Origin of the sequence: Streptomyces sp. Ncost-T10-10d (assembly GCF_900091955.1) — a bacterium.
Classification (GTDB): domain Bacteria; phylum Actinomycetota; class Actinomycetes; order Streptomycetales; family Streptomycetaceae; genus Streptomyces.
In genome coordinates this window covers 67,611-94,524 of sequence record NZ_FMDF01000182.1, presented here as the reverse complement: position 1 = coordinate 94,524, position 26,914 = coordinate 67,611, and the positions used below count along the sequence as shown (strand labels likewise).

General features: G+C 68.2%; 22 protein-coding genes and 1 pseudogene. 5 read left to right on the top strand and 18 right to left on the bottom strand.

Annotated elements, in window-relative coordinates; all coding sequences use genetic code 11:
* Positions 1–19: 19 nt before the first annotated feature.
* The 6 genes from GA0115254_RS32955 to GA0115254_RS32930 all read right to left on the bottom strand — a co-directional run bounded on the left by GA0115254_RS32955 (position 20) and on the right by GA0115254_RS32930 (position 6,785).
* On the bottom strand, positions 20–1,612 hold the full coding sequence (locus GA0115254_RS32955; protein WP_093898932.1) for a solute symporter family protein: 1,593 nt from the start codon (positions 1,610–1,612) through the stop codon (positions 20–22).
* Positions 1,609–2,052 carry a DUF485 domain-containing protein gene (locus GA0115254_RS32950; RefSeq protein ID WP_093898931.1) on the bottom strand — a complete coding sequence of 148 codons (444 nt, stop codon included), beginning with the start codon at positions 2,050–2,052 and terminating at the stop codon, positions 1,609–1,611. Before GA0115254_RS32950 ends, GA0115254_RS32955 begins: the two co-directional genes overlap by 4 nt.
* A gap of 130 nt (positions 2,053–2,182) precedes the next feature.
* Positions 2,183–2,860, bottom strand: coding sequence for a response regulator transcription factor (locus GA0115254_RS32945; protein ID WP_093898930.1), 678 nt, complete (start codon positions 2,858–2,860; stop codon positions 2,183–2,185).
* Positions 2,857–4,020, bottom strand: coding sequence for a sensor histidine kinase (locus tag GA0115254_RS32940; RefSeq protein ID WP_093898929.1), 1,164 nt, complete (start codon positions 4,018–4,020; stop codon positions 2,857–2,859). The genes GA0115254_RS32945 and GA0115254_RS32940 overlap by 4 nt, the downstream gene beginning before the upstream one ends.
* Positions 4,017–4,535 carry a CcdC protein domain-containing protein gene (locus tag GA0115254_RS32935; RefSeq protein WP_093898928.1) on the bottom strand — a complete coding sequence of 173 codons (519 nt, stop codon included), beginning with the start codon at positions 4,533–4,535 and terminating at the stop codon, positions 4,017–4,019. The genes GA0115254_RS32940 and GA0115254_RS32935 overlap by 4 nt, the downstream gene beginning before the upstream one ends.
* Positions 4,536–4,664: 129 nt before the next feature.
* Positions 4,665–6,785, bottom strand: a complete 2,121-nt coding sequence (locus tag GA0115254_RS32930; protein ID WP_093898927.1) for a DNA gyrase/topoisomerase IV subunit B — start codon at positions 6,783–6,785, stop codon at positions 4,665–4,667.
* A gap of 434 nt (positions 6,786–7,219) precedes the next feature.
* Here GA0115254_RS32930 and GA0115254_RS32925 point away from each other — a divergent pair, with 434 nt between their 5' ends.
* Positions 7,220–7,453: a DUF7455 domain-containing protein gene (locus GA0115254_RS32925; RefSeq protein WP_024489001.1), complete on the top strand. Its 234-nt coding sequence runs from the start codon at positions 7,220–7,222 to the stop codon at positions 7,451–7,453.
* A 100-nt stretch (positions 7,454–7,553) separates the two neighbouring features.
* On the opposite strand, the gene GA0115254_RS32920 is transcribed toward GA0115254_RS32925, so the two are convergent.
* The 6 genes from GA0115254_RS32920 to GA0115254_RS32895 all read right to left on the bottom strand — a co-directional run bounded on the left by GA0115254_RS32920 (position 7,554) and on the right by GA0115254_RS32895 (position 15,792).
* The gene (locus tag GA0115254_RS32920; RefSeq protein WP_093898926.1) at positions 7,554–8,384 is read right to left on the bottom strand and encodes a S1 family peptidase; all 831 of its coding nucleotides are present in this window, start codon (positions 8,382–8,384) and stop codon (positions 7,554–7,556) included.
* Positions 8,385–8,515: 131 nt separating this feature from the next.
* On the bottom strand, positions 8,516–10,063 hold the full coding sequence (locus tag GA0115254_RS32915; protein ID WP_093899047.1) for an RNA polymerase sigma factor: 1,548 nt from the start codon (positions 10,061–10,063) through the stop codon (positions 8,516–8,518).
* A 324-nt stretch (positions 10,064–10,387) separates the two neighbouring features.
* Complete coding sequence (locus GA0115254_RS32910; RefSeq protein ID WP_176740389.1) at positions 10,388–11,275, bottom strand: FadR/GntR family transcriptional regulator; 888 nt, start codon at positions 11,273–11,275, stop codon at positions 10,388–10,390.
* A 160-nt stretch (positions 11,276–11,435) separates the two neighbouring features.
* Positions 11,436–13,199 carry an ABC transporter ATP-binding protein gene (locus tag GA0115254_RS32905; RefSeq protein WP_093898924.1) on the bottom strand — a complete coding sequence of 588 codons (1,764 nt, stop codon included), beginning with the start codon at positions 13,197–13,199 and terminating at the stop codon, positions 11,436–11,438.
* Between the two features lie 111 nt (positions 13,200–13,310).
* A complete protein-coding gene (locus tag GA0115254_RS32900; protein WP_093898923.1) occupies positions 13,311–14,075 on the bottom strand; it encodes an NUDIX hydrolase in 765 nt (254 codons plus the stop codon).
* 418 nt (positions 14,076–14,493) lie between these two features.
* A complete protein-coding gene (locus tag GA0115254_RS32895; protein ID WP_093898922.1) occupies positions 14,494–15,792 on the bottom strand; it encodes a DUF4192 domain-containing protein in 1,299 nt (432 codons plus the stop codon).
* A gap of 111 nt (positions 15,793–15,903) precedes the next feature.
* On the opposite strand from GA0115254_RS32895, the gene GA0115254_RS32890 reads away from it, so the two are divergent.
* Complete coding sequence (locus tag GA0115254_RS32890) at positions 15,904–18,075, top strand: RecQ family ATP-dependent DNA helicase (protein WP_093898921.1); 2,172 nt, start codon at positions 15,904–15,906, stop codon at positions 18,073–18,075.
* A 217-nt stretch (positions 18,076–18,292) separates the two neighbouring features.
* Positions 18,293–18,931: a hypothetical protein gene (locus GA0115254_RS32885; protein WP_093898920.1), complete on the top strand. Its 639-nt coding sequence runs from the start codon at positions 18,293–18,295 to the stop codon at positions 18,929–18,931.
* A gap of 64 nt (positions 18,932–18,995) precedes the next feature.
* Here GA0115254_RS32885 and GA0115254_RS32880 read toward each other — a convergent pair whose 3' ends face one another.
* The 6 genes and pseudogenes from GA0115254_RS32880 to GA0115254_RS32855 form a co-directional block, all read right to left on the bottom strand.
* Entirely contained in the window at positions 18,996–19,616 is a 621-nt protein-coding gene (locus GA0115254_RS32880; protein ID WP_093898919.1) for a hypothetical protein, read from the bottom strand.
* A 60-nt stretch (positions 19,617–19,676) separates the two neighbouring features.
* Positions 19,677–20,387 carry a ribonuclease HII gene (locus GA0115254_RS32875; RefSeq protein ID WP_093898918.1) on the bottom strand — a complete coding sequence of 237 codons (711 nt, stop codon included), beginning with the start codon at positions 20,385–20,387 and terminating at the stop codon, positions 19,677–19,679.
* A 286-nt stretch (positions 20,388–20,673) separates the two neighbouring features.
* Positions 20,674–22,413, bottom strand: coding sequence for a DUF4153 domain-containing protein (locus GA0115254_RS32870; protein ID WP_093898917.1), 1,740 nt, complete (start codon positions 22,411–22,413; stop codon positions 20,674–20,676).
* Between the two features lie 231 nt (positions 22,414–22,644).
* A pseudogene (locus tag GA0115254_RS32865) lies at positions 22,645–23,546 on the bottom strand (ADP-ribosylglycohydrolase family protein).
* Positions 23,547–23,558: 12 nt separating this feature from the next.
* Positions 23,559–24,218 carry a histidine phosphatase family protein gene (locus GA0115254_RS32860; protein ID WP_093898916.1) on the bottom strand — a complete coding sequence of 220 codons (660 nt, stop codon included), beginning with the start codon at positions 24,216–24,218 and terminating at the stop codon, positions 23,559–23,561.
* Positions 24,219–24,519: 301 nt separating this feature from the next.
* Positions 24,520–25,125 carry a YdbC family protein gene (locus tag GA0115254_RS32855; RefSeq protein ID WP_093898915.1) on the bottom strand — a complete coding sequence of 202 codons (606 nt, stop codon included), beginning with the start codon at positions 25,123–25,125 and terminating at the stop codon, positions 24,520–24,522.
* A gap of 89 nt (positions 25,126–25,214) precedes the next feature.
* Between GA0115254_RS32855 and GA0115254_RS32850 the strand changes: the two genes are divergently transcribed.
* Both GA0115254_RS32850 and GA0115254_RS32845 read left to right on the top strand, forming a co-directional pair.
* Entirely contained in the window at positions 25,215–26,171 is a 957-nt protein-coding gene (locus GA0115254_RS32850; RefSeq protein WP_093899046.1) for a DUF1152 domain-containing protein, read from the top strand.
* 133 nt (positions 26,172–26,304) lie between these two features.
* Entirely contained in the window at positions 26,305–26,841 is a 537-nt protein-coding gene (locus GA0115254_RS32845) for a TerD family protein (RefSeq protein ID WP_093898914.1), read from the top strand.
* Positions 26,842–26,914: the final 73 nt, after the last annotated feature.

The following is a 26,914-nucleotide window of genomic DNA, read 5'->3' as shown; positions in this document are numbered from 1 at the left end:
GTACGGTACGCACGCGGGACTACACCGCTCCTGCCCCGGTCAGCGCACGGACCTCGGTCTCCGCATGTTTGGCGGCGTCGGGCGGCTCGGTGGACGTGACCGTTCCGATCCAGCCGGCCAGGAAGCCCAGCGGGATGGAGACCAGGCCGGGGTTCTCCAGGGGGAAGAGCTGGAAGTCGACGCCGGGGAAGAGCGAGGTGGGGCTGCCGGAGACGATCGGGGAGAGCAGCACGAGCAGTACGGCGGGGATCAGCCCGCCGTAGACCGACCAGACCGCTCCGCGGGTGGTGAAGTTCCGCCAGAACAGGGAGTACAGCAGCACGGGGAGGTTGGCCGAAGCGGCGACGGCGAAGGCGAGCCCCACCAGGAACGCCACATTCAGGTCCTGGGCGACCAGACCGAGCCCGATGGCGGCCACCCCGATCCCCGCTGCGGCGACCCGGGCCACGGTGACCTCGCTGCACTGCTTGGAGCCAGGACGCCTCAGCGAGGCGTAGAGGTCATGGGCCACAGAGGCGGACGAGGCGAGGGTGATCCCCGCGACGACGGCAAGGATGGTCGCGAAGGCGACAGCGGCGACCACCGCGAACAGAATCGTTCCCCCGGTGGATCCTTCGCCACCACCGAGCACCCGGGCCAGCAGCGGAACCGCTGTGTTCCCCGCGGAATTCGACGCTCGTACCTCCGCCGAGCCGACCAGGGCCGCCGCCCCGAATCCGAGCACGATCGTCATCAGGTAGAAGCTGCCGATGAGCCCGATGGACCAGACGACCGAACGGCGGGCCGCACGGGCGGTGGGCACGGTGTAGAACCTCGACAGGATGTGCGGCAGCCCCGCCGTACCGAGCACCAGGGCCAGGCCCAGGCTGATGAAGTCGATCCGTGCCGTCCAGGATCCGCCGTACCGGAGGCCGGGCGAGAGGAACCGGCTTCCGTGCCCGCTCCGTTCGGCGGCGGAGTTGAGCAGGGCATTGAAGTTGCCGTGGAAGTGGGCCAGGACGAGCACGGTGAGCGCGACCGCTCCCGCCATCAGCAGAACGGCCTTGACGATCTGGATCCAGGTGGTGGCGCGCATCCCGCCGAGCGATACGTAGATCACCATGAGCGCCCCGACACCGATGACAGTCCAGGAACGGGCGGCGCTGCTCGTACCGCCGAGAAGCAGCGCGACCAGGCTGCCCGCACCCACCATCTGTGCGACGAGATAGAGCACGGAGACGGTGACGGACGAGGTGCCGGCGGCGATCCTGACCGGGCGCTCCGCCATCCGCGCCGCCACCACATCGGCGAGTGTGAACCGGCCGCAGTTGCGGACCAGTTCGGCGACCAGGAGCAGGACGACGAGCCAGGCGACGAGGAACCCTACCGAGTAGAGCATGCCGTCGTAGCCGAAGAGGGCGATCAGGCCGGAGATACCGAGGAAGGACGCGGCCGACATGTAGTCGCCGGCGATGGCGAAACCGTTCTCCATGGGGGAGAACAGCCGACCGCCCGCATAGAACTCCTCCGCCGAGCCGTGCCGGTTACGGCTCACCCAGGTGGTGATGGCAAGCGTCACTGCGATGAAGGCGCTGAACAGCAGGAGCGCCAGGGTCTGGTGGTTCCCGCTCAACGCCCGATCCCCCGCGTCATCTCCTGTGTCTCCCAGCGCAGATCGAGTGCGGCCCGGTCCCTGCGCAGTCGTGCGTGACGTGCGTAGGCCCCGGTGAGAAGGAACGTCGTGAGGAACTGGCCGAGCCCTGCAACCATCGCGACATTGACCGCTCCGGCCACCGGACGGGCCATCAGCCCGGGTGCGGTGATCGCGGCGGCGACGTAGGCGAGATACCAGACGAGGAAGGCGAGGGTCGCGGGGACGACGAAGCGCCGGTACCGACGGCGCACTTCCTGGAAGGCCTCGCTGCGCTGCACCTCCAGGTAGATATCGGCCGCACTGTGGCCGCGCTGCGGGTCGGCGTGCCCGGGTGGTCCGGCGGGAGGGAAGCTCCCCGCACCATCCGACTCGCCCCATCCGGAGGCCAGCACGTCGTCCCACGGGTCGTCGAGTCGCATCGCTGCGGCCTCGTGCCCTGCTTCCTTCTCCACCTAACAACTCCCCTTGTCCACGGACCACTTCGGCCGTGTACCCAAGAATGGGCAGATCGGGAAGATCTCGGGCATTGATTTGCCGGTCTTCACCACTTCAGGTGAAGGTCGACCCGGACGGCTGTGCGAGGCCCCGAACGTACGCATAGCGAACGGCCTGTGCCCGGTCGCGTACTCCGGCCTTGGCGAAGAGGTTGTTGATGTGGCTTTTCACGGTGGCCTGCGAAATGTGCAGCCTGCGGGCGATCTCCAGGTTGGACAGCCCTTCCGCGATCAGAACCAGCACTTCCAGCTCGCGTGGTGTCAGACCGTCGGGCAGCTGGGGCTCGGGGGCCGAACCGGGCGGCGGGGTCTGCGTGGTGACGCGCTCCAGCAGACGGCGCTGCACGGAAGGCGAGAGCCCGGCCTCGCCCGACAGCACGGCCTGGATGGCCCGCACGATCTCATCGCCCCCGGCATCCTTGGTGAGATAGCCCCGAGCTCCCGCCTGCAGCGCGGGGAAGAGCGAGTCGTCATCCGCGAATGTCGTGAGCACCACCACCTGGGTTCCCGGATACTCCCTGCGGATCCGCCGTGTTGCCTCCGCCCCGTCGCAACGGGGCATCCGCAGATCCATCAGAACCACGTCGGGGGCCAGCTCGGCCACGAGCGCGACGGCCTCTTCACCGTCTTTCGCCGACCCGACCACCTCGATTCCGGGCAGCAGCCCCAACAGCATCACGATTCCTTCGCGCACCACCGACTGGTCATCGGCGACCACGACCCGCGCGTTCACGCGGGCACCCGCAGACTCACCACGAAACCCTCCTCGCCGAGACCGGCCTCCAGCGTCCCGCCTATCAGCTCGGCCCGCTCCCGCATCCCCAGCAGACCGTATCCGGAGCCACTGACGGCGAGCTCCTCCTCGCGTCCGTGCCCACCTGAATCCCGGACCTCCAGGGCGATTTCGTCCGGCAGATACTCCAGCCGCACGAGGACCCTGGCCCCCGGTGCGTGCTTGCGCACATTGGTCAGGGCCTCCTGCGCCACCCGCCGTACCGTCTGCGACGCCTCAGCGGTCAGCGTCCGCTGTTCCCCCGACACGCTGACCTCGGCAGCCTCCGCGGCCACCAGCTGCCGCAGGAAATCCTCCACCGGGGACACCTCCCCCCGGAGCGCCGACAGAGCCTGACGGGTCTCCGCAAGCCCCTCACGCGCCATGGAGCGTGCCGCCACCACCCGCTCGAGCACCCGGTCCCGGAACTCCCCCGGGGGCTCCCGCTCGATCAGCAGTCGCGCCGCCTCCAGATGTACCAGCTGCGCCGAGAGGCTGTGGGCGAGCACATCGTGGATCTCCCGGGCGATCCTGGCACGCTCGTCCAGGGCCGCCGTCTCGGCCTCCGCCGCGCGGGCCGCCCGCTCCTGCGTGAGAAGTCTCTGGGCGCTGCCGCGGGCCTCGGCATCCAGTCTGATCACGTAGCCCGCCAGGGAGAGGCCCGCTGTGGTCATGGCCGTGGTCAGCCAACCGTCGGTGTTGACGGCGGCGTACGCGCCGAGCGCGACGGCCGTGGTGGGGAGGCCCGCCGCGAGCGGCAGCCTCTCCAGCGCGGCGACCGCGCAACCACACCACAGGATCACCGCGGGCACACCGACGCCGGCCTGTTGCGCACCGAGTGCCGCCACCATCAGCAACACCAGAAGTCCCAGCGACGACCACAACCGGTGTTCCAGGCTGGTCCGGAAGAACGCCCACGCGGCAACCACACAACCCAGAACGCCCACCAGCCCGAGCGCAAGTTCCCAGGGCCCGAACCGTTCGCCGGTGAATGTGCCCCAGAGCATGGCGGTGAGCAGACCCAGCCGGATGGACCAGGCGATCGCCGCCCGTGGGCGGGCGCGGTTCACCTGTGAGAGGGCTTCCCTGGACGGCCAGCTCGTCCAGATCGTGCGAGTCACACGCGGTCCTTCCACGCCGGCTGCGACGACATCCCGTCGGCAGAGCCACCGTACGTCGGACGCATCTGCCCGGCCCGCCACATCAGCACACCACTGCGCACCGCCAACGTGACCGCGAGAGCCGACAACAGTGCGGCGCTGCCCTGATGTATACCCATCAGCGCGGCAGCCCCGTAGAGGGCCGCCCGCAGCACCAGTCCCCCTGCCCAGACGAAGACAGTGGCCTTGGTGCCCTTGCTCCACAGCGAGCCGTCCGTCTCGCGCCACAGCCGAGAGGTCCAGCCCCAGCCGGCGCCGGTCACCAGCCCCACCGCCAGCTCTGCACTCAGGACCGCCACGGACAGCGCCTCGTGACGCGGATCCACCAGCCCGGGCTCGCGCAGCGACATGACGAGGAGAATGCCCGGCAGGATCCACCAGCGCTTGTCGTCGGAGATCCGCCGTGCCGAGCACTGGCGGACCACGACAACAGCGATGACGGCGACGATCACCAGGACATCGACAGGCCCGGACATGGCTGCCTCCGAGATGCAGGAAGGTTGAACGCCTTCGACGCTACGGAAACGACCAGATCAGGGGGATCGGCTCAGGGGTTGATCCCGGGTGGAGTCGCCGTCTCCACCCCTGGGTGGAGACGGCGACGCTCAGGCGTCGATGCGTGAACGGTCCAGGGTGGCGGCCGAGCTGGTGATGAACTCCTTGCGTGGCGCCACCTCATTGCCCATCAGCAGATCGAAGACCTGCTCGGACGATTCCAGGTCGCCGATGTTGATCCGCCGCAGCGTGCGGAACCGGGGGTCCATCGTGGTCTCCGCCAACTGGTCAGCGTCCATCTCGCCCAGACCCTTGTAGCGCTGGATCGAGTCCTTGTACCGGATGTTCTTTCGCTGCAGTTCCAGCAGCCGCTGACGCAGCTCGCCGTCGGAGTACGTGTAGATGTACTTGTCCTGGCCCTTCTTGGGCTGGACAAGCTCGATCCGGTGCAACGGGGGTACGGCGGCGAAAACCCGACCTGCCTCGACCATGGGTCGCATGTAGCGCTGGAACAGCGTCAGCAGCAGAATGCGGATGTGCGCGCCGTCGACATCGGCATCCACCAGCAGGACGATCTTCCCGTAGCGAGCGGCGTCGATGTCGAAGGTCCGCCCCGACCCGGCTCCTATGACCTGGATGATCGCACCGCACTCGGCGTTCTTCAGCATGTCCGAGACGGATGCCTTCTGGACATTGAGGATCTTGCCCCGGATCGGCAGCAGTGCCTGGAACTCGCTGTTCCGGGCGAGCTTGGCCGTACCGAGCGCGGAGTCGCCCTCGACGATGAAGAGCTCGCTGCGGTCCACGTCGTCGCTGCGGCAGTCGGCGAGCTTCGCCGGCAGCGAGGAGGACTCCAGCGCTGTTTTGCGGCGCTGTGCGTCCTTGTGCTGGCGGGCCGCGATGCGGGTGCGCGCGGCCGCCACGGCCTTGTCCAGGACCGCCCTGGCCTGAGCCTTTGCATCGCGCTTTGTCGAGGTCAGGAACGCCTTGAGTTCCTTGGCCACGACGTTGGCGACGATCCGGTTGGCCGCCGAGGTGCCGAGCACCTCCTTGGTCTGGCCCTCGAACTGCGGCTCCGCCAGTCGCACGGTGACGACCGCGGTGAGACCCTCCAGTGCGTCGTCCTTGACGATGTCGTCCTCGGCGACGCGGAGCAGCTTGGCGGAGCGCAGCGCCTCGTTGACAGTCTTGGTCACGGAGCGTTCAAATCCGGTCACATGAGTGCCGCCCTTGGGGGTGGCGATGATGTTGACGAAGGACTTGAGGTTGGTGTCGTATCCGGTGCCCCAGCGCAGGGCGATGTCGACGGCGAGTTCGCGGGTGACCTCGGTCGCCGTCATGTGTCCGCGCTCGTCCAGGACGGGCACGGTCTCCTTGAAAGTGCCGTGACCGGTCAGGCGCAGGACGTCGCAGACCGCCTTGTCCTGGGCGAGGTACTCGCAGAATTCACTGATTCCGCCGTCGAAGCGGAAGGTCTCCTCGGTCTTGCCCTCGCCGTCGAGAGCGCGCTCGTCACGGACGACGATCGTGAGGCCGGGGACGAGGAACGCCGTCTGCCGCGCCCGCTGGTGGAGCGTCTCCAGGTTGAGCTTGGCGTCCTTGAGGAAGATCTGCCGGTCCGCCCAGTAACGAACCCTGGTGCCGGTGCGCGCCTTCGGCACCCGCTTGCCCTTGAGCAGGCCGTTGGCCGGGTCGAACGGGCTGTCAGGCCCGTGCTCGGTGAAGATCCCCGGGACTCCGCGCCGGAAGCTGATCGAGTGAGTCGCACTGTTGCGGTCGACCTCGACGTCCAACCGGGCGGAAAGCGCGTTGACAACGGAGGCGCCGACGCCGTGCAGACCGCCCGACGCGGCGTACGAGCCGCCGCCGAACTTTCCACCGGCGTGCAGCTTGGTCATCACGACTTCGACGCCTGACAGGCCCGTCTTGGGTTCGACGTCGACGGGGATGCCGCGCCCGTTGTCCCGGACCTCCACGGAATTGTCGTCGTGGAGGATGACCTCGATGTGATCGCAGTAGCCGCCCAGAGCCTCGTCGACCGAGTTGTCGATGATCTCCCAGAGGCAGTGCATGAGGCCGCGGCTGTCGGTGGACCCGATGTACATCCCGGGACGCTTGCGAACCGCTTCGAGCCCCTCGAGTACGAGCAGGTGCCGCGCGGTGTAGTTGGAACCGTCTCGGTCTGCTCCGGTCAGCAGCGCAGTGGACGGCACGGACGTATCGGCGGTCACGCGGTTCGCTCCTCGCTGAATTTCATTTGGGGCCCAGTCGGTAGCGGGCTCGGCTTCGGTCGCCGCTGAGAGGGTACCGAGGCCTGGTGGAGCGGTTGTAACGCCACCCTCCGAGAACCCTCACACTAGTCCAGCCTCGCATACACGTTCGATCCCTCGCAGGAGTGACGTGAACATCACGTTCCCTTCCAGGCATGAACCATTTAGGCTCCGGGCACGTCCTCATGAACAAACCGGCAAGCCAGCCGGGAGGATCCACCAAGACAAGCAACGCGAAACCGTAGCGCTACGCAATACGGCACATTCGCCGCCAACCGGCAACAGACAGCCATTTTGAGAAGAAGTTTCGAAGAAAAGCCACGAGCGGGAACGTTTTCGGCCTGGTTGGATGTTGACGCTGGTACGACAGCTCGTCGAGCTAGAGAAGAGGCGACGTGACTACTGTTCTGACCCCCGCGAGCCCGCTGACCGCAGCAGACCGCTGCGACCGTTGCGGCGCCCAGGCATATCTGCGCGTCGTCCTGATCAGCGGCGGTGAACTGCTCTTCTGCGCCCACCACGGTCGCAAGTTCGAGCCGGAACTCAAGAAGATCGCCGCGGAAATACAGGATGAGACGGACCGGCTGACGGCCGTGCAGGCCCAAGCCGCCGAAGAGGAACAACACTGACACCTCGCATCCACGACGAGCCAGGGTCAGGTCCCGGATCTGACGGCGGGCGGCTTCCCGATTGGGAAGCCGCCCGTTCTCGCACCCGCAGTGATGTCGTTCAGCTACCACCCGGCATCCAGCCGATCGCAGCGGAGATCCGTGTGTACACGCCGGGGCTCCCGATCCGGCCGCAGCCGTTCCCCCAGGACACCAGCCCGATGAGCCGCCCACGGGCCACCAGCGGCCCGCCGCTGTCGCCCTGGCATGCGTCATGCCCACCCAGCAGTTCGCCCGCGCAGAGCATCGCTGAGGCGTCGTACGTACCGTCTCCGCCGCCCGGGTAGGCCTGCCGGCACAGACTGTCCGGCAGGACGCTCACCTCGGCGGAGCGGAGTGACGACGCATAGTCGCTGTTGCCGGTCGTGTCACCCCACCCGTAGACGACGGCGCCGGTACCCGGCTCGTACGCCGCGTCACCGGATCCAGCCATCGGGATCACGCTCTTGGCGGGCAGTGCGTCGGCCAGGGTGAGCACCGCCAGGTCCCCCGCGTTCGTGGTGGTGTCGAACCCCGGATTGCTCCACGCCGCCTGTACCGGTGTCTCCTGCCCTCCGGTCCCGCCCAGGGCGTCCCGGCCGGAGATGACCCGCAGATCGCGCACCTGGCCGACATCGACGCCGAGCGCCTCCCGGCTCAGGCAGTGCGCAGCAGTCAGTACCTTCTTCGGCGCCACCAAGACACCCCCGCAGAACTGCCCGGCGCGTGTCTCTCCGAACCGGTCGCGGCTGGACAGTGCCACAACCCAGGGGCTGTCCTTGACGTGCGCGGGCTGGCCACCGATGACGATGCTGTCCGAAACAGCCGCAGCGGGGGATCCGAGCGGTATCGCGGCCATGGCGGCAACAAGGGCGAACACCTCGGCCATGGCACGAAAAACTGTACGGGACATGCACACTCCTGACTCTGTGGTGAACCATTCATACCCAGAGTCATCCGGCTCGCCGCCGACCGCACCCGCAGATAGGCCGAAGGCCCGGCTCCCCACGGGATCCGGGCCCTCGGTCTGTGTAATTCTGCGACCTAGTCGAGGTAGTCGCGCAGCACCTGCGAACGCGACGGATGGCGCAGCTTCGACATGGTCTTCGACTCGATCTGGCGGATGCGCTCGCGCGTCACTCCGTAGACCTTGCCGATCTCGTCCAGCGTCTTCGGCTGCCCGTCGGTGAGACCGAAACGCATCGAGACCACGCCCGCCTCACGCTCGGAGAGTGTGTCGAGCACCGAGTGCAGCTGCTCCTGGAGGAGCGTGAAGCTGACCGCGTCGGCCGGGACGACCGCCTCGGAGTCCTCGATCAGGTCACCGAACTCGCTGTCCCCGTCCTCACCCAGCGGGGTGTGGAGGGAGATCGGCTCACGACCGTACTTCTGGACCTCGATGACCTTCTCGGGGGTCATGTCGAGTTCCTTGGCCAGCTCCTCCGGCGTGGGCTCGCGGCCCAGGTCCTGGAGCATCTGACGCTGCACACGGGCGAGCTTGTTGATGACCTCGACCATGTGCACCGGGATGCGGATGGTGCGGGCCTGGTCGGCCATGGCGCGGGTGATCGCCTGACGGATCCACCAGGTGGCGTACGTGGAGAACTTGTAGCCCTTGGTGTAGTCGAACTTCTCGACCGCGCGGATCAGGCCGAGGTTGCCCTCCTGGATGAGGTCCAGGAAGAGCATGCCGCGGCCGGTGTAGCGCTTGGCCAGCGAAACCACGAGACGGAGGTTGGCCTCCAGCAGGTGGTTCTTGGCGCGGCGGCCGTCTTCGGCGATGATCTCCAGTTCACGCTTGAGCTTCGGCGCGAGTTTGTCGGAGTTCGCCAGCTTGTCCTCGGCGAACAGGCCGGCTTCGATGCGCTTGGCGAGCTCGACCTCCTGCTCGGCGTTGAGGAGGGGAACCTTTCCGATCTGCTTCAGGTAGTCCTTGACCGGGTCGGCGGTGGCGCCGGCGACGGCGACCTGCTGCGCAGGTGCGTCGTCCTCGTCGTCGTCGGAGAGGACGAAGCCCTTGTTCTCGCCCTCACCCTCCTCTTCCTCGCCCTTGCCGGCCTTTACTTCTTCGGCCGCCTCGTCGCCATCGAGGAGCTCGTCGTCCTGCTTTCCGGACTTCTTCGTTGCTGTCTTCTTGGCCGCCGTCTTCTTCACGGCGGTCTTCTTGGCAGCCGTCTTCTTGGCTGCCGCCTTCTTCGCAGGGCCGACCGCGGCAGCGTCGTCAGCCACCACGTCCACGGTCTCTGCCGACGGGGCGGCAGTGGCCGCTACGGTCCTGGTCACGGTCGTCTTGGCCGCGACAGTCTTGGTGGCGGTGCGCTTGACCGGGCTCTTTGCTGCGACGCTCTTGCGGGCACGCTTTGACGGCTCCGCGGCACTGACCATCAGCGTCACACCCTCTTCCTCGAGGATCTGGTTGAGGCTGCGCAGAACATTCTTCCACTGGGTTGGCGGAATCTGGTCAGCCTCGAAGGCCCGACGCACGTCATCGCCGGCGATCTGCCCATCAGCCTTTCCCCGCTCGATGAGCGCCATCACAGACTCGGACTCGGCGATCTCCGGCGGGAGCGTACGGGATGTGCTGGCCGACACGAACAACCTCTCGGAACGATGGAAACGGCTTCCGGCCCGGCCCTGGAGAGGGCTGGAGCCGACGACCGTCGGGCTGGGAATGTACCGACGGCGCGGGTTTGGCCTCAGAACTGCACAGCGCACTGAATGGCTGCTGTATTCCTTCCGCGGCGGTCACCTCTTAAGTCATCGCACTGTTTCGAGGAGTGTTACGCCCAATCCGCGTGGCCCGAGTCACACCTCATTTGCGACGAACGTGACCAGAGGTACCATCCCCCCACAATTGTGCCGCCGGACCCTTGGGGCCCGGCGACACGTGGTTCGTACACCCTGGCCGTGTTGCGCTCAGTGCTCGCGGGGCGCGGGCACCACCCGCTCCACCTCGGGGTGGACGACGAGCAGTTGGCGCATGGCGGCTTCGGCGCCCGCCGAGTCGCCGGATGCGAGGGCGTCGACGATCCGGGCGTGATGGCCGAGGGATGTCTCGCTGGGGCGGTCGCAGCCCGTGACGGGACCGCCCGAGACCTGCAGTGCCGCCGAGACGATGCCGGAGAGGTGCTCAAGCATGCGATTGCCCGCCGCCTGAATGAGCAGGGAATGGAACTCCACGTCGGCCCTGGAGCAGGTGATCCCGTCACCCTGCCCGAGCGCGTGCCCCATGATCTCGACCATGTCACCGAGGCGCTGCTGAATGTCCTCACGGCCGTGACCCGCAGCAAGACGGGCAGCGAGCGGCTCGATCGTCCACCGGAGCTCCCCCAGCTCACGGCGCTGGTCCTCGCGCTGAGGACCGAAGGCACGCCATTCGATGATGTCAGGGTCCAACAGATTCCAGTCACTGACGGGGCGGACCCGGGTGCCCACATTGGGCCGGGCGCTGACCAGGCCTTTGGCCTCAAGAACGCGCAGCGATTCACGTACGACGGTGCGGGAGACCTCGAAACGCTGGCCGATCTCTTCGGGCACGAGGGGCCGGTCGGCACCCAGATCACCGGAGACGATCATCTGGCCCAGTTGCTGAACGAGTTGGCCGTGGAGGCCACGGCCACGGCTGGCCGAGCCTCGTCGGCTCGCCCGACCGAGCTCGGCATCGGGACCGTCCCAGGAGCGAAGAGCGGCACGCTCGCCGGCCGGCGCCTCCACGTACGGGTAGCGGTCGAGTTCACCCGGGCCGGCGAGGCCGGAATCGGCGGAGCGGGCGGCGGTCATCATGGTGTGCGCAAGGGTACTCACGCATCCTTTGTCGGCGCGGCTCAGCCACCCCTTGAGGTCTTTGGTGAAAAGCACACGAAAGGGTGATCGGCACCCACCCCCCAATTGACGCCTTATCGGTTGAAATCGGGCACCTTCAAGGAAGTTGTGAGGCTCAGAGCGATCCGCCACCGCCGTCCGATCACCAACGGAGCCTGCCGCGAAGGCTGGTGAACAGATACGCACAGATCAGGACCGACAACGACAACGACAACGCAGCCCCCACCGGGTGTGCCACCACGCGCACGACAGCGGCCACCCATCGGTCCGCCTCCTGCGGCCAGCGCGGCCACGCCAGCTCACGGAGTCCGGCCGGAAGCCCGATGACCGAACGAGAGGCCGGACCCGTCGGCAAGCCCTGGAGAATCGGCACGACGAGCACAGGAACGGCAAGTACTGCAGCAATACCGGCCGTCGTCACCCTGAAGACCCCGGCAGCCAGGAGGCCCGCCCAGGCGCAACCCACGGCCAGCCCCGCCCAACTCGCACTCAGATACGCCGAATTCGAAGGAACCTTGATCTCGTTACCGTACACAAGGTGAAGGGCTTCGGCGGAGGCCAGTACGACAGCCAGCGCGAGCACCAGGGCGACGCCCGCTGACACCACGAGTTTGGCGAGAAGCAACCCCGGGCGGCGGGGAACGGCGCCTCGGGCCGCCGCCAGCACGGGGTAGCGGAACTCGTCGCCGAACGAGAGGGCACCGAGCAGTCCGGCCCCGATCGCTGCGGGCGGCAGTGGCAGCAAGGCCGGCCAGGCAGCCAACGCCCTCGGCAGCTGAGCAGGGCCGGAGCGAGCGAGAAGGACGGAAAGCCCGACCGAGGCGACCAGAACAGCACCCACGATCAACGCTGTTGTCCTGACGCCGAGGAGGCGGCGCAGTTCGTATCGCAGCGGGTGGATCGGGCCACGAGGCGGGCGGCGTCGGATCGGCGGCGACAGTTCCGAGTCGGCTGCCCGCGCGGCCGGTCGCGGTTCGGCTTGCCCCTCGCCTTCGCCGACTGCAGGGTCTGCGGCATCTACAGGTTCTGCGGGACCGGTGTCGCCGACCTCGTCGGCGAGCTGGTGCACCGGAAGTCCGTGCCGGAAGGCCGCGTCTCCGATCTCCGCGCAGGTGGAGCCGTACACGGACAGGAGACTGCTCGCTTCGGTGACCACCTCGACCGAGCGCCTGGCCGCTCGGGCCTCGCGGCTGACGACGGCGGCAAGGCGGGCTGCGTGTGGGGTACGGACTGCGACCCGGGGGCGGAGGCGGGTCCGGGAGAAGTCTCTGACGCTCTGGTCGGCGACGAGATGTCCGCCGTCGATGGTGACTACATGGTCGGCTGCCCGCGCGGCCTCCTTGGGATCGGTCGTGGTGTACAGAACGGTCCCGCCCTGGGCGGCATGGGCCTGCAGCAGCCCGTGCAAAAAGCACTCCTCGCGAGGAGAGAGACCCTCGGCGGGGTCGTCGAGGATGAGCGTGTGGGGGTCGCCGAGCAGCGCCGAAGCGAGGGCCAGCATGCGGTCCATGCCGAGCGGGAGTGCGCCGATGCACTGATCCCTGACTCCGGCAAGACCGACGGCCTCGAGCAGTTCGTCGGCCCGGGACGCCGGTACGCCTGCGGCTGCGCAGAGCATGCGGAGCTGGCCGCGGGCGGTACGGGCGGGGTGCCCCGCTACGCTCCCGAGGAGTACGCCCACCTCACGCGCGGGGTGCGGAATGCGGTGCAGCGGTCTGCCCTGGAAGTAGGTGACCCCCCGCCCCGAGTCGATTTCGAGCATCAGGCGGAGAGCTGTGGTCTTGCCCGAGCCAGGGGCGCCCAGAAGTGCGGTGACGCGGCCGGGCCGGGCTTCGAAGGTGAGATCGTCCACAGCGGCCGGAAGGCCGCGGCGGCGGGCGCTGGTGAGTCCGATGGCCTGGAGCATCGCTTCTCTCGCGGAAGGTGAGACCGCTCGGCGGCAGGGTGGGTACCGCAGCAAGATAACGCGACATATCCGACTTTTTGCGCAACACCGGCCTTGCGGGCGTTCCGCAAGTCAGACTTCTGGCCTCAGCATCGGCGGGTTGAGCACCGTGGCCGCACCGGCCCGGAAGAGCTGAGCAGGGCGGCCGCCCTGCCGAGTGGTCGTCCCGCCGGCAGGCACCAGGAAGCCGGGCGTGCCCGTCACCTTGCGGTGAAAGTTCCGTGGGTCGAGAACCACGCCCCACACCGCCTCGTACACCCTTCGAAGTTCACCGACCGTGAAAGCCGGCGGACAGAAAGCGGTGGCCAGAGAGGAGTACTCGATCTTGGAACGCGCCCGTTCGACGCCGTCTGCAAGGATCTGCGCATGGTCGAAGGCGAGTGGGGCCTGGTTTTCGCCCTCATGGCCGAAGCCACCCCCCGGTCCGAGCAGATCCTCGACAGGCGCCCAGCGTGCACTGTTTGCATCGCCACCCGCCCGGGGGGCCGGAAGGTCAGGGGCCAGAGCGAGATGAGCGACGCTGACAACCCTCATCCGGGGGTCACGCCCGGGGTCACCGTAGGTGGCGAGCTGTTCGAGATGTGCGCCGTTGCCGACCGCCGGGGCTGCGGGATCCTGGGCGCACAGGCCCGTCTCCTCGACGAGCTCGCGCGCTGCTGCGGCTCCGAGATCCTCATCGGCTTTGACGAACCCGCCGGGCAGCGCCCATCGCCCCTGGAACGGCGGCTCACCACGCCGTACCACCAGCGCGCAGAGCGCATGACGGCGCACCGTGAGCACGACCAGGTCGACGGTGACAGCGAAGGGCGGGAAGGTCGACGGGTCGTAGGGCGGCATGCGGTGATCATAGTCGTCTGCCTGACGATAAACACTCCCTTCGCTGTGCTCTTCGTCCGTCAAGACGCCAGATTCCTCGCTGTGACTCCGGCCCGCTCACCGGCCGGGAATCTCCAGGGCACCAGCCATGGACGCCCTGGAGATCACCGAGTCCGCGCACCATGGCGACTCCTGCAGGCCGTCCCCGCAGCGTGGGGGTCGAGCCGCAGGCGGCCTTTGAGTCGGCACCGGCTTCGCCGCAGTGGGCCGTGTACCCCCCTCAAACCGGTGCCGTACGGAGCGCCCGCCACCCACACCGCTGCAACACCCACGCCGCCCTCACAGCCTCCGGCGAGGGCCGTCGCCGACGACGGCCTGGGCAATGCCGGCCCCTGTCAGGCGGGGAGAGCCGCTGGGTCGGAGCGACGAGGCACGAGGGTCATCGGCCGCTCCTGGACCCGCGACGGCTGGGGGAGGCTTGCCCTGGACGGCGTCGGGTGGTGGCCGTTTCGGGGCGGGCGGAGCCGGATGGGGTCTTCCTTCGTCGTGTGGCGGTCGGGCGTGCCGCGCGGGACCGCGTGCTCCGGTCCGTACGGTGGCCGCGACGGCCCGTCCGAGCACTGCGCTCCCCCCGTAGGCAGCGGCGCAGCGTCTCCGGATCAAGGCCTTGGTTGCACGCCTCATGGAGAAGTTGAGCAAACGTGTACCCGGGATCCACCCGCAGGGCGAGACCCAGCGCTACCCGTGCGCCCGGTTCATCACCCGTCGACCAGGAGACCCACCCGGCCAGGGTCAGCGGCGCCGCGGCATGCTCCTCGTACGGTGCGACGCAGCGACGGGACAGCGCCCGCCAGAGTCGTAACGCGGAATCGGCTTCGGGCCCTTCCATCCATTCGGCGGCCTTGTCACGGGTTTCCCGGTCCTGCAGACCGAGAATCACCGCAGCGGCCTCGTCATGACTGATCAGCCGGTCGTCATTGATGTCCGACGCGGAGGGCACCGTAACCGGCGCCTCCCTGAGGCGTTTCATGAGCCTTCGGGCAAGCCCCAAGGTCTCTCGGGCCACGTCCTTACGTCCCACCTCGTCGAGGATCTTCGGCACCAGCTCGGCCCCGGCCGAGTCGAGTGCCCGTTGCTGTTCTGCAGCCACCGTCGTGTTCAGGGGTGCAAGCCTGGCCTCCATCTCCCGAAGCGTTCCACGCACTTGAATGCCCGCGTATGCAGCGGCAGCCGCCATCACCGAGGTGCCGGGCAGAGCCAGCTGGTTCCCTTCGGCCGGGCAGCAACGCTCGTCCGGGCAGCAGTACGACCAGTACCGGCCGGCAGAGATGCAGAGCGCTTCGAGTACGGGTACGTCGAGCGCACCGCAGGCCGTACGCAGACGCTGGGCAAAGGGCTTCAGCCGCTCCATGATCTGGCTGCCGCTCTCGCCTTCGGCAGGATCCTGGCAGAGAAAGATGACGATCGCGTCAGGGCGCTCCCCACGCCGCTCGCTCCCCTTGATCAGGCACTCGGCCAGCTGCTCGGCGACGGCTGGCCATTCTTGAGGTGACTGCGGGATGCCGAGCCTGAGCCGTCCGCCGAAACGGCCCCGGCCGCCGTGCAGGGCGACCATGACCACGCTGTCGTTCGGGTGGAACCCCATGAGATAAGGGAGGGCATCGGCGAGTTCGGCAGGCCCCCGCAGAGTGATCTGCTGCTCGTCGGCCGGACCGGTGGATTCGTGGTGCTGGTTCATGGCATGACCGTCCCGTGGGCGGCCAAAATCCGCGACCCCTGTGGATAACTTTATCCACAGGGGTCGCGGGGCCGTTCGCGGTTTGTCGTAGCCATCGGGTTGCATGGGGGCATGACCAACGCAGACCGGGCAGAGCTCAGGGCTTCAGCCGATTCCGTACTTGCCCGACTCGTCGGGGACACCTCAGGCGCTGCACGGCTGCGGGAGGACCAGTGGCGGGCCATCGAGGCTCTCGTCGCCGACAAGCGCAGAGCCCTGGTCGTCCAGCGAACCGGCTGGGGCAAGTCCGCTGTGTACTTCGTCGCGACGTCGCTGCTCCGTGCGCAGGGCGGTGGACCGACCGTGATCGTGTCGCCGCTGCTGGCGTTGATGCGTAACCAGGTCGCGGCAGCAGCCCGGGCCGGAATCAGCGCCCGCACGATCAATTCGTCCAATACCGAGGAGTGGGACACCGTCCAGGCCGAAGTGGCGGCCGGGGAGGTGGATGTGCTGCTGGTCAGCCCCGAGCGGCTCAACAATCCCGATTTCCGGGATCAGGTTCTGCCCCGGCTTGCCGCCGCGACCGGGCTGCTCGTGGTCGACGAGGCGCACTGCATTTCCGACTGGGGCCATGACTTCCGGCCCGACTACCGACGTCTGCGGACCATGTTGGCCGACTTGCCTGCCGGCGTACCCGTGCTGGCGACCACAGCCACCGCGAACGCACGGGTGACCGCGGATGTCGCTGAGCAACTGGGTACCGGCGCGGGTACGGATGCGCTCGTACTGCGTGGCCCGCTGGACCGGGAGAGCCTCCGCCTCAGTGTCCTTCAACTGCCCAATGCCGCGCACCGGCTGGCCTGGCTGGGCGATCATCTCAAGGAACTCCCCGGCTCGGGGATCATCTACACACTGACGGTCGCGGCCGCCGAGGAGATCACCACATATCTGCGCCAGTGCGGGCACACGGTGGCGTCCTACACCGGCCGCACCGAGAATGCCGACCGCCAGCAGGCCGAGGACGACCTCCTTGCCAACCGTGTCAAGGCCCTGGTGGCAACGTCCGCGCTGGGCATGGGATTCGACAAGCCCGACCTGGGTTTCGTCATTCATCTCGGTTCGCCTTCCTCCCCCATCGCCTACTACCAGCAGGTGGGACGCGCGGGCCGCGGTGTCGAGCATGCGGAGGTGCTGCTGCTCCCGGGCAAGGAGGACGAGGCGATCTGGCAGTACTTCACATCGGTTGCCTTCCCTCCCGAGGAGCAGGTCCGGCGGACGATCGATGCTCTCGCCCAGGCCGGCCGTCCGCTCTCACTGCCCGCTCTGGAGCCGTTGGTCGATCTGAGACGCACCCGGCTGGAGACCATGCTCAAGGTGCTCGATGTCGATGGCGCGGTCAGGCGGGTCAAAGGCGGCTGGATCGCCACGGGTGAGTCTTGGGCGTACGACTCCGAGCGCTACGCCTGGGTGGCCCGCCAACGGGCCTCCGAGCAGCAGGCGATGCGCGATTACGCGACGACAACCGGCTGCCGGATGGAGTTCCTGCGCCGCCAGTTGGACGACGAGCAGGCAACCGCATGCGGGCGCTGCGACAACTGCGCGGGAGCCCGCTTCGACGATCACGTGTCCGATGCCGCCCTGGACGGTGCGCGGGGCGAACTCGGCAGGCCCGGCGTGGAGGTGGAGTCCCGCAAGATGTGGCCGACCGGTCTCGCCGCCGTCGGCGTCGATCTCAAGGGCCGTATTCCTGCCGGAGAACTGTCGTTCACCGGCCGCGCACTGGGCCGACTCTCCGACATCGGCTGGGGCAACCGGCTGCGCCCGATGCTGGCCGCGCAGACACCGGATGCCCCCGTGCCGGACGACGTGACCAACGCAGTGGTGAGCGTGCTGGCCGACTGGGCCAAGGGGCCCGGAGGCTGGGCATCGGGGGCGGAGGACGCCATGCCCCGACCGGTCGGGGTGGTCACCATCGCCTCGCGCAGCAAACCACAGCTCATCGAGTCACTCGGCAGCCGCATCGCCGAGGTCGGCCGGATGCCCCTGCTCGGCAGCGTCGCCTATGCACCGGCGGCCGCCGAGGTGCGGATCTCGCAGACCAACAGCGCACAGCGGGTCCGGGCTCTGCACGAAGCACTGGTCGTGGAGCCCGAACTGGCCGACGCCCTGGCCGCGGCGAGCGGTCCCGTGCTGCTTGTGGACGATCTCTCGGACACCGGCTGGACACTGGCCGTGGCCGCGCGGCTGCTGCGCCGCGCCGGGGCGCAGGGAGTATTTCCGCTGGTCCTTGCCGTTCAGGCGTGACAGGAGGCGTCATCCACTCACGGCGTGGGCAGGGATATCAGAGTCATTCCGGCTGATTCCCGTCAGCTGCGCCAATTGCTCGTTGCCGCCTGCCGATACGCCAGCAAGAATTGGAATCGCTCCCCGCACGGCCCTTTCCCGGCCCGGAAGGGCTGTGCCGCGGTGCGCCCTCACCCGACCCTGCCCGCACCGTGGGCGCGTATGCGAAGGGAGGATCGTGACCTTCGGATTCGCTCCGTCCGCAGCCACTTCGATGTCGGCGTCCTCGGCATCTGCCGATTCCGCCAACCGGCTTGCCAGGATGCTCGAACCGGCCGAGTGGGCCGAAGCGGGCATACCGTTGCTGCGCAGTCCCCGCGAGGTTGTCAGCGGCCTGCACGCCCGGCACCGGCCGACCCCGGCGACCGCTGTCGTCGCCGTGCTCGACCATGAGGAACGCCTTACGGCCAGCGCCTCGTTCGCCCGCCGCTCCATAGCCGCGGACGGCTGGGAGTTCCGTAACGCGCTGCTGGGGCACCTGCGGCGGGTCATCCCGCACGACCTGCGCCGCCGCACGCCTGTCCGTACCGCAGTACTGCTCTACTGCCGCGAGGGCGACGAGCGTTGGACGGAGGAAGACGGAGCGTGGATGTGGGGCCTGCGGGATGCCTGCACATTGCACGGCCTTCGGTGCGGCGCGTACATCACGCTGACCCGCAGCGGCTGGCAGGTGCTGGGCGAGGGCCGGGGCGGGCGTCGGCCCAGCTCGACATCGCAGCCGTCCGCCCTTGCCGACACATTGCTCGACCGTGATCCGGTCCCGCTGCGCACCGGCGGCGGTGCGGCTCAGGCGCTGCGACGCACGGCGGCACGCTGACCTGTGGTTGCGGACCCGGCCGCCCTGTCGGGCAGCCGGGTCGCATGGCCCTGTCCCCTGCGGATCAGACGCCGGCGCCGAGCACCGTGTTGATCCGCTGCGGGTCCCCGCAGACGATCAGCAGGGCACCGGCACGTTCCCGCGCACCGGACAGTGCACCGGCAACGCCGTCACCGCCTTCACCGTTGACGGCGACGATCACCACGGGGCGTGGCTTCACCCGCTCCGTGGCTGCGGCACCGGCGAAGAACACGTCATCGCCGGCTTCATGCTGCGCCCAGTAGGCGGCCTCGCCGAAGGAGAGTTCGTGCGCTGCCCACGGGTGGTGCTCACCAGTGGTGAGCACCAGGATGTCGCCCGGTGCGCGTCCGGAGTCGAGCAGCAGGTCCACCGCTTCGTCGGCAGCGTCGAGTGCGCCGGCAGCCGAAGCGGGAATCAGCTGGATCTGCGGTGCGGAACGATTCTCCGGCCGGGCCGCCTGCGGCTGGCCGGAGGTGGAATGCGGACGCTGCGCCGGGGGCGCGGGCCTCGCGGGGCCGGGTCCCGGGCGACCAGGACGCGGCATGGCCGCTGGACGCGGACCAGGTACAGGACGGGGGGTCGACGCGGTGCGGCCTGCAGCCGGAGTGACGCGGGGACCCTGGACGCTCTCGTGAATCTGAGGCTCCTCGGGGATGAGAGGCATGGGTGGTTGTCTATCAAACGCCGACACGCAAGGCATCAGCGGGTGGGTACATGTGCGCGATCAGAAGTCGAAGCCGAGTTGGCCCCCGCTTTCCAGTGCAGCCGCCTCGGCGGAGAAGCGGACCTTCTTGAGGTGCTGCCACCTGGGCAGCGCGTCGAGGTAGGACCACGAGAGGCGGTGGTGGGGTGTGGGTCCCCACTCCTCCAGCGCGGCCCTGTGCACGGGCGACGGGTAACCTGCGTTGGCCCCGAACGCGAAGGCGGCGTACTCGCCGGAATCCGCGCCCAGTTCGGCCATCATCGTGTCCCGTCGGACCTTCGCGATCACCGAAGCAGCCGCGACCGCGATACAGGACTGGTCGCCCTTGATCACTGTCCTGACCTGCCAGGGCCGTCCCAGGTAGTCGTGTTTGCCATCGAGTATCACCGCGTCGGGCCGCACCGGCAGGGCTTCGAGGGCGCGCACAGCAGCGAGGCGCAGTGCAGCCGTCATCCCCAGGTCGTCGATCTCCTGCGGAGAGGCATCACCCAGACCGAACGCGGTGACCCAGCGCTCCAGCAACGGGGCCAGCTCCGCGCGGCGCTTGGGGCTGATCAGCTTGGAGTCGGTGAGCCCGGCGGGAGGTCTGCGAAGGCCGGTGACGGCCGCACACACAGTGACCGGTCCCGCCCACGCTCCGCGTCCGACCTCGTCGACACCGGCGACGGTCTTGGCACCAGTGGTAGCGCGCAGTGAGCGCTCGACGGTGTGCGTGGGTGGTTCGTACGGCATGGCGCCTGTCAGCGTACGCCGATGGGGACGCCGACAACACCCCGGGGCGCCCGACGGCCGCACCGGCCGCACACCGAGCCGCAGAGCGGCCGCGACCGAGGATCACCAGCTGAGGTGCTCAGCGGTGACTCCATTACATTCGTGAAGCACGGAACGCGGCACCGAGCCGGGGCGACGGACCTTCTGACTGTCGCACAGAGCATGGGCACGCCGCCGCACCCGCACGCACAGCAGGTGCAGGCCGCACCACGGTCGCTCGGCCTGCACCTGTGCGGGTCAGCCCACGTCAGTACGGGTCGTAGGGGTCGTAGAGGTCGTCCCCGTCACCGCCGCGATCACTGCCTCCGCCGCTCGTACGCGAAGCGTCGCACGCCTGCGCCAGACCGTTCGAACTCCGCTTTCTCAGAATGTCCCGGGCCCGCGCCTCGCCCCAACTGGTGGCATACCAAGGATCACCGGAGTCTCGCAGCGACCGCTCAATGTCCATGAGGGCACAGGAGCGGAGCGGCTCGGGCAGTGTGTCCAGGGCGGGTACGGCATCGGCCGACAGGCCTCGGAGGTAGTCGATGTCGATCGAGTGGACATTGCGGTACCGCTGAACGTTCTGCTCCGCGATCAGTCCGTCGGGCGAGATCAGTCCGAACGCGAGCACGGCGACGGCTGCGCTCGCAGCCACGGCGCGCGGCAGCATGCGGGCGCCGAATACTCCGGCCGCCATGATCAGGACGAGCACGACGCCCAGCCAGAATTCCACCGCAGCCACGGATATTCGCAGCCGCGTCAGACCGTACGCGTCGACGTACAGGTCCATGCGCCTCAGCGCGGACGCCACGACGATGAGGGTGAGCAGGCAGAGCACGCCGAGCACGCTCCGGACGAGAGTGCGATCGCTCCCCCGTCCGCGAGGGGACCAGCGCAGGGCGAGCGCGATCACCAGCAGCGTGAGGAGTGTGGCCCAGAGAAGCTGCCAGAAACCCTGCCGGGCGTACTGGGAGTAGCTGAGATCGGTCTCTGCCATCACCTTGTCGTATCCGCCGAGCAGCACAGTGAGCTGGATGGCGATGAAGACGGCGAACAGCAGATTCAGCACGATGAGCGGCAGGGCCCATTCCAGCCGCCCACGGGCCTTCCCCGGACGCACGGCGATGCCGTCCCAGCGCACCGGGGCAGCTGCGGTGTACGCGGCGGCGAGCGCACCGATCAGGCCGACGCCGAAGAGGAACAACCGCCAGGGGCTGCCGCCCACCGACACATCGGGGATCAGGTTGCCGAGCACATCGGCGAAGGCGGCATCGGCGCTTGCGAACAGTGCCCCGAACACGATGAGCAGGACGACCGCCACCGCAGTGGTGCGGAAGACCACGCCCAACCGGCCTCGGGAGCCCGCCATCCGCTCACGCACGCCTCGCCCGCCCCAGGCCAGACCGTCGGCGATGGAGCTGAACAGGCCCAGTGAGCCGAGAAACACCCCGAGCCAGCTGCGACTGCCGTGCAGAGCGAGTGAGCCCAGTGCGACGGCCGACACAACGGCGAGGAAAGTGGGCCATCCGGCGTCCCGAAGGGCCGGGACGGCGAGGAGCGCCAAGCCACCGACCGCCCAGACAGCTGTCCATGGACGGAGGCGACGGCCGGCCACCCGCGCGGCGAAGAAGGCCGCGAGCGCTGCGGGGATTGCGACGATCAGCAGATTCAGGCCGAGGCCGTCACCCAGCAGCAGGGCGCTCAGTATCGCGGTGGCGAGGACGGAGTAGAGCGTCGCGCTCTGAATGGTGGCGGGCCTGGCCGGGCGCAGCGGCGAGAGCGCCGAGGCCTGGGGTTTGCCTGGCTGCCAGGGGTTGGGCGAACGCTGTTGCCCGCCCGGTTGCGCGTGTGCCGGCACTTTCGGCGGCTCGGGAGCGGCTCCGCGAGGCTCCGGCAGCGGGGCCTTCGACAATGCGGTCGGCTCGGACGTCCCGGCCCGACCCGACGGCTCGGACCGCTCGGGGGCATCTTCCTGCCAGGGCGTTTCTGACGTGTGATCGGACATGGGACCCCTCCCCCACCGGGGTCGGCACGCACCGCCGCTGGGCAGCGCGGGGGCACCCCGGCGTCTCATTTCGGTGCACACCCTTCAGGATGATCACCGAGGGCGGCGTGGCCGAAAGAGTAGCTTTCCCCTACTGTCTCCGACCGCGTGAGGAAGGGCTGTGGCAGTACCGTGACAGTCGGGTGGCCCGGCCGACGCGGCCGCGTCGTGGGCGGCGCCGTCGCCCTCGAACTATCGCGGAAGCCAGTCCGGCAGCTCTTCCGTCTGTGCCGACCAGTCGGCCGGCGGAGCGCCCGCCTTGCCCGCGGCAACGATGCCTCCGACGATCGCACAGGTCGTGTCGACGTCGCCGCCCGCTTGGGCCGTCAGCCAGAAAGCCCGCTCGAAATCTCCAAGGCATCGCGCCGCCGACCAGAGAGCGAACGGGACGGTGTCATGTGCACTGGTGCGTCGGCCGTTGCCGAGGACCGCGGCGACCGTCCCGGCATCGCCGTAGTCGAGCATGTCGCGTGCCCGGCGCAGTCCGGCACCGACCGCGCTGCGCGGCACGAGTGCGATCACGCCGTCGAGTAGCTCTGTCGGGGTGGGCGGTCCCGCGGTTGCCGCCGCCAGAGAGGCCGCGGCCGCAACTGCCATCGCGCCCACGACCGCCTCGCGATGCTGGTGCGTGGGATACGAGGAGATCTCGGCCTGGTGTGTGGCCTGCTCCGGGTCGTCCGCGTACCAGGCGCCGAGCGGCGCAATGCGCATCGCCGAGCCGTTGCCCCAGGAGCCCTGGCCGTTGAACAGCGCCGACGCCAGCTCCCGCCAGTCGCCGCCTTCCCGTACCAGCCTGAGCAGCCGGTTCACGGCGGGACCGTATCCCCGGTCGAAGTCATGATGCTCGGCAAAGGAACGAGCGAGCGCGTCCTGGTCGATTCGCTCGTGCCCCACCAGCACGGCGAGCACCGACGAGGCCATCTCGGTGTCGTCCGTCCACTGCCAGGGGCCGGGGGAAGTTCGCGCTGCTTCAGCAGCGGATAGTTGGCGGGCACAAAGAACTGGGAACCCAGTGCGTCCCCCACGGACAGCCCTCGCAGGCTGGCCAGGGCGCGTTCGAAGCGTTGGTCGGAAGCAGAGTCAGCGGTTGTCATCGCCCTTCCACTCTATCCGGTGATGCCGTAGGGCTCAGGGGTACGCCAGCGCTCGAATGGCCTGTCAAGGGTGTAGCGCCCGTCCTCTCCGAGTATGAGCGTCCGGGTCTCCGCGTTGCCCGGATTGGACAGTGACTCGAACTCTGCCACCGACCAGTGGAACCAGCGCATGCAGAACAAACGCATGGTCAGTCCGTGCGTGACCAGCAGAACATTCGGCGGGTGGTCGGGGGCTTCGAAGCTGCGGTGCAGACTCTCCAGAAAGGCCCCGACCCTGTCGTACACATCGGCCCCGGACTCTCCCTGCGCAAAGCGGTAGAAGAAGTGACCGTACGCATCCCGGTATGCCTTCTGCAGCCTCACGTCGTCCCGGTCCTGCCAGTTCCCCCAGTCCTGCTCCCGCAGCCGCGGCTCCTCCCTCACACGCACCCGCTCGAGGTTCAGCCCGAAGGACCTGAATGTCTCGTGCGTGCGGCGATAGGGCGAGACATACACGCTGACCCGCTCGCCGTCGAACAGCTCGCGCAGCCGCACGCCCGTCTCCCTGGCCTGCCGCAGCCCTGTGGCGGTGAGCCTCAGCGCGTGGTCCGGCTCACGTTCGTACACCGTGTCATCGACGTTGCCCTCTGACTCCCCGTGCCGGACGAGGACAATACGTTGCGGTCGTGCCATGTACCGACCCTAGATCGGCTGTGGCTCATTCGAGCAGTTGTCCGGGCTCCATCCGACGGATGTCACCGGTGAAGCGGCGGCGCAGCAGCCGGTCGTGGGAGACACCACCAGCGCGCCCTGCCAGAGGGTCAGAGCTTCTTCCAGCTCCTGCACGAGTCCGAGTGCCAGATGATTCGCGGGCTCGTCGAGCAGCAGGTCCCTCCGCCCATCCCGATGCCGCCCATCTCGGCCGCACCTGCCTGATCAGCAGCCGAATCACCCCCGGCCCACCGTCCCCGCCACACCGATCCGTGCCGGCCGATCACACCGTCCAGGACGGCTCAAGCTGCACGACGTCTCCCGCAACCGCCGCCACATCGTCCTCGGTCCGCGCCCGCTGAGTCAGCCGCTCAATGCTCCCCGCCCGGTACTTGCCACGCTCGGCGCTCGACTGCCACATGGACAACACGAGGAACTCGTGCCCCGGCGCCTCCCCGAACACCCCTCGGAGCATGCCCGGCGATCCGGCCATCGCCGGATTCCACACCCGCTCCTGCATCAACGCGAAATGCTCGACCCGGTCCTCGTGCACCTTGCTGTGCGCCACCCTGACAACATCCGCATCGGTGAAGCGGGGCTCAAAGCCGGTCTTCACATCGAAGCGGTACTCGAACAGTTTGACCTGGATGCTGCTGTACGTGCCGGACTGCTCGGCAGCCAGTCGGTCGTGCGCACGCGCCATGAACGAGTCGTAGAAGACGCGGTTCTCCCAGAAAGTAAAGACGTGGGCCACTTCCGGACGCCCTCGACTCCACCCGCCGCCCTGTCCCCTGAACCCCGGCTCACCCAGCAGCCCTGCCCACTTTCGCTGTCCCCGTTCAAAACCTCGACGGTCCACCACGGTGCAACGAATCCACTTGACCAGCACCGCGCCATCGTACGGTGCCGGGCGTGGCACGGGTCACGCTCTGCTGGAGTACGCCCGAACCAATGGCCGTGAATCGCAGAATGATCTCCATGGCCTCGTTGCACACCAACCCCCTGTTCTCCCGACTCGAATCCGCAGAACGCATCCTCGTCGCAGGGGCCGGCGGCGGCTTCGACATCTATGCCGGGCTCCCCATCGCGCTCTCCCTGCTCCACCAGGGCAAGCATGTCCAGCTCGCCAATCTGTCGTTCAGTGCTCTCGAAGGGTTGCCCATCGACGCCTGGCTCGCGCCGGACGTCGCCGTCGTCACCCCCGAAACGGCCCTCCACCAGACCTACTTCCCGGAACGGACCCTCGCCCGGTGGCTCGCCCTGCACGGCTACCCGAGCAGTGTGCACGCCCTCTCCCGGGTGGGCGTGCAACCGCTGCGCGCCGCATACCGGGCGTTGATCGAGACATACGACATCGATGCGGTCGTCCTGGTCGACGGCGGTACGGACATCCTGATGCGCGGCGACGAATCCGGCCTCGGCACACCGGAGGAGGACCTGACCAGCGTCGCGGCACTCGCCGCAATCGACGTACCGGAACGCCTGGTTGTGTCCATCGGCTTCGGTATCGACGCCTATCACGGGGTGAGCCACGGCCTCGTACTGGAGAACATCGCCACGCTCGAACGCGACGGTTCCTTCCTCGGCGCATTCTCCATATCCCGTACGACACGCGAAGGCGCCCTCTTCGTCGATGCGGTGGCGCACGCTCAGCACCACACTCCTGACCACCCCAGCATCGTCAACGGGTCGATTGCCGCAGCAGTCCAGGGAGCCTTCGGAGACGCCCAGTTCACCTCGCGCACCCGGGGGAGCGAACTCTTCATCAACCCTCTGATGACGCTCTGTTTCGCCTTCGAGCTGGACGGAGTGGCGCGCAACTGCCTCTATCTCGACCGCATCGAGCACACCCACCTCATCCGCCAGGTCAGCAGCGCCATCGAGATCTTCCGGGAAGAGGTCCACCAGAGACCACCGCGCCGGATTCCGCACTGAACCGCCGAACCGGCAGTGGCCCGATTCCGTCGCCGATGGCCAAGCCGGTTGGATCCACAGTCGGTTACAGACATGATCGGGTGGTATGAACAGCCCGACGACGGCCCAGCGGCAAGCCAGGGAGGCAAGTCCGATGAGCACGCCCAACAAGGACATAGAGAAGGTCGAAGTCAGGCTCAAATGGGATCCCAGCCCTCCGGGCGCCCCGGCCCATGACCTCGACATCATCGCGGCGACCTACCTCGCGGAGGCGCCGTACGGCAGCCCTGTATATCTTGTGCACTTCGACAGCCGCTCCCCGGACGGCACCATCACCCTCAACCGCGACAGCAGGACCGGCCAGGGCCTCGGTTTCGACGAGGTCATGACTCTGGAACTGGACCGGTTGTCGACCACGTACACCCGGGTCGTCGTCGGAGTCGCCATTCAGCAGCGCGACGGCCGCAGGACATTCGCCGAAATAGCGAACACCGGCGTTCAGATTCGGGAGGGCTACACGAATCTCGCGGAGGACGACTTCTCCACGGTCGGCACCGCCACCGCGGCAATCGTCGCCGAGTTCATCCGCGGCGCCTCCGGCGGCTGGGAGTTCCACGGATCGGTCCGGGGCTTCGACGGGGACCCCGATTCGTTCGCCGGAATGATGGGAAGCCGTACGCCCGGAACGTGACATGTCACAAGGCGTGGTCCACACAGCACACGTCCCGTCCCTGCCCTGGAGCGCGGCACGACGAAGGGGACCG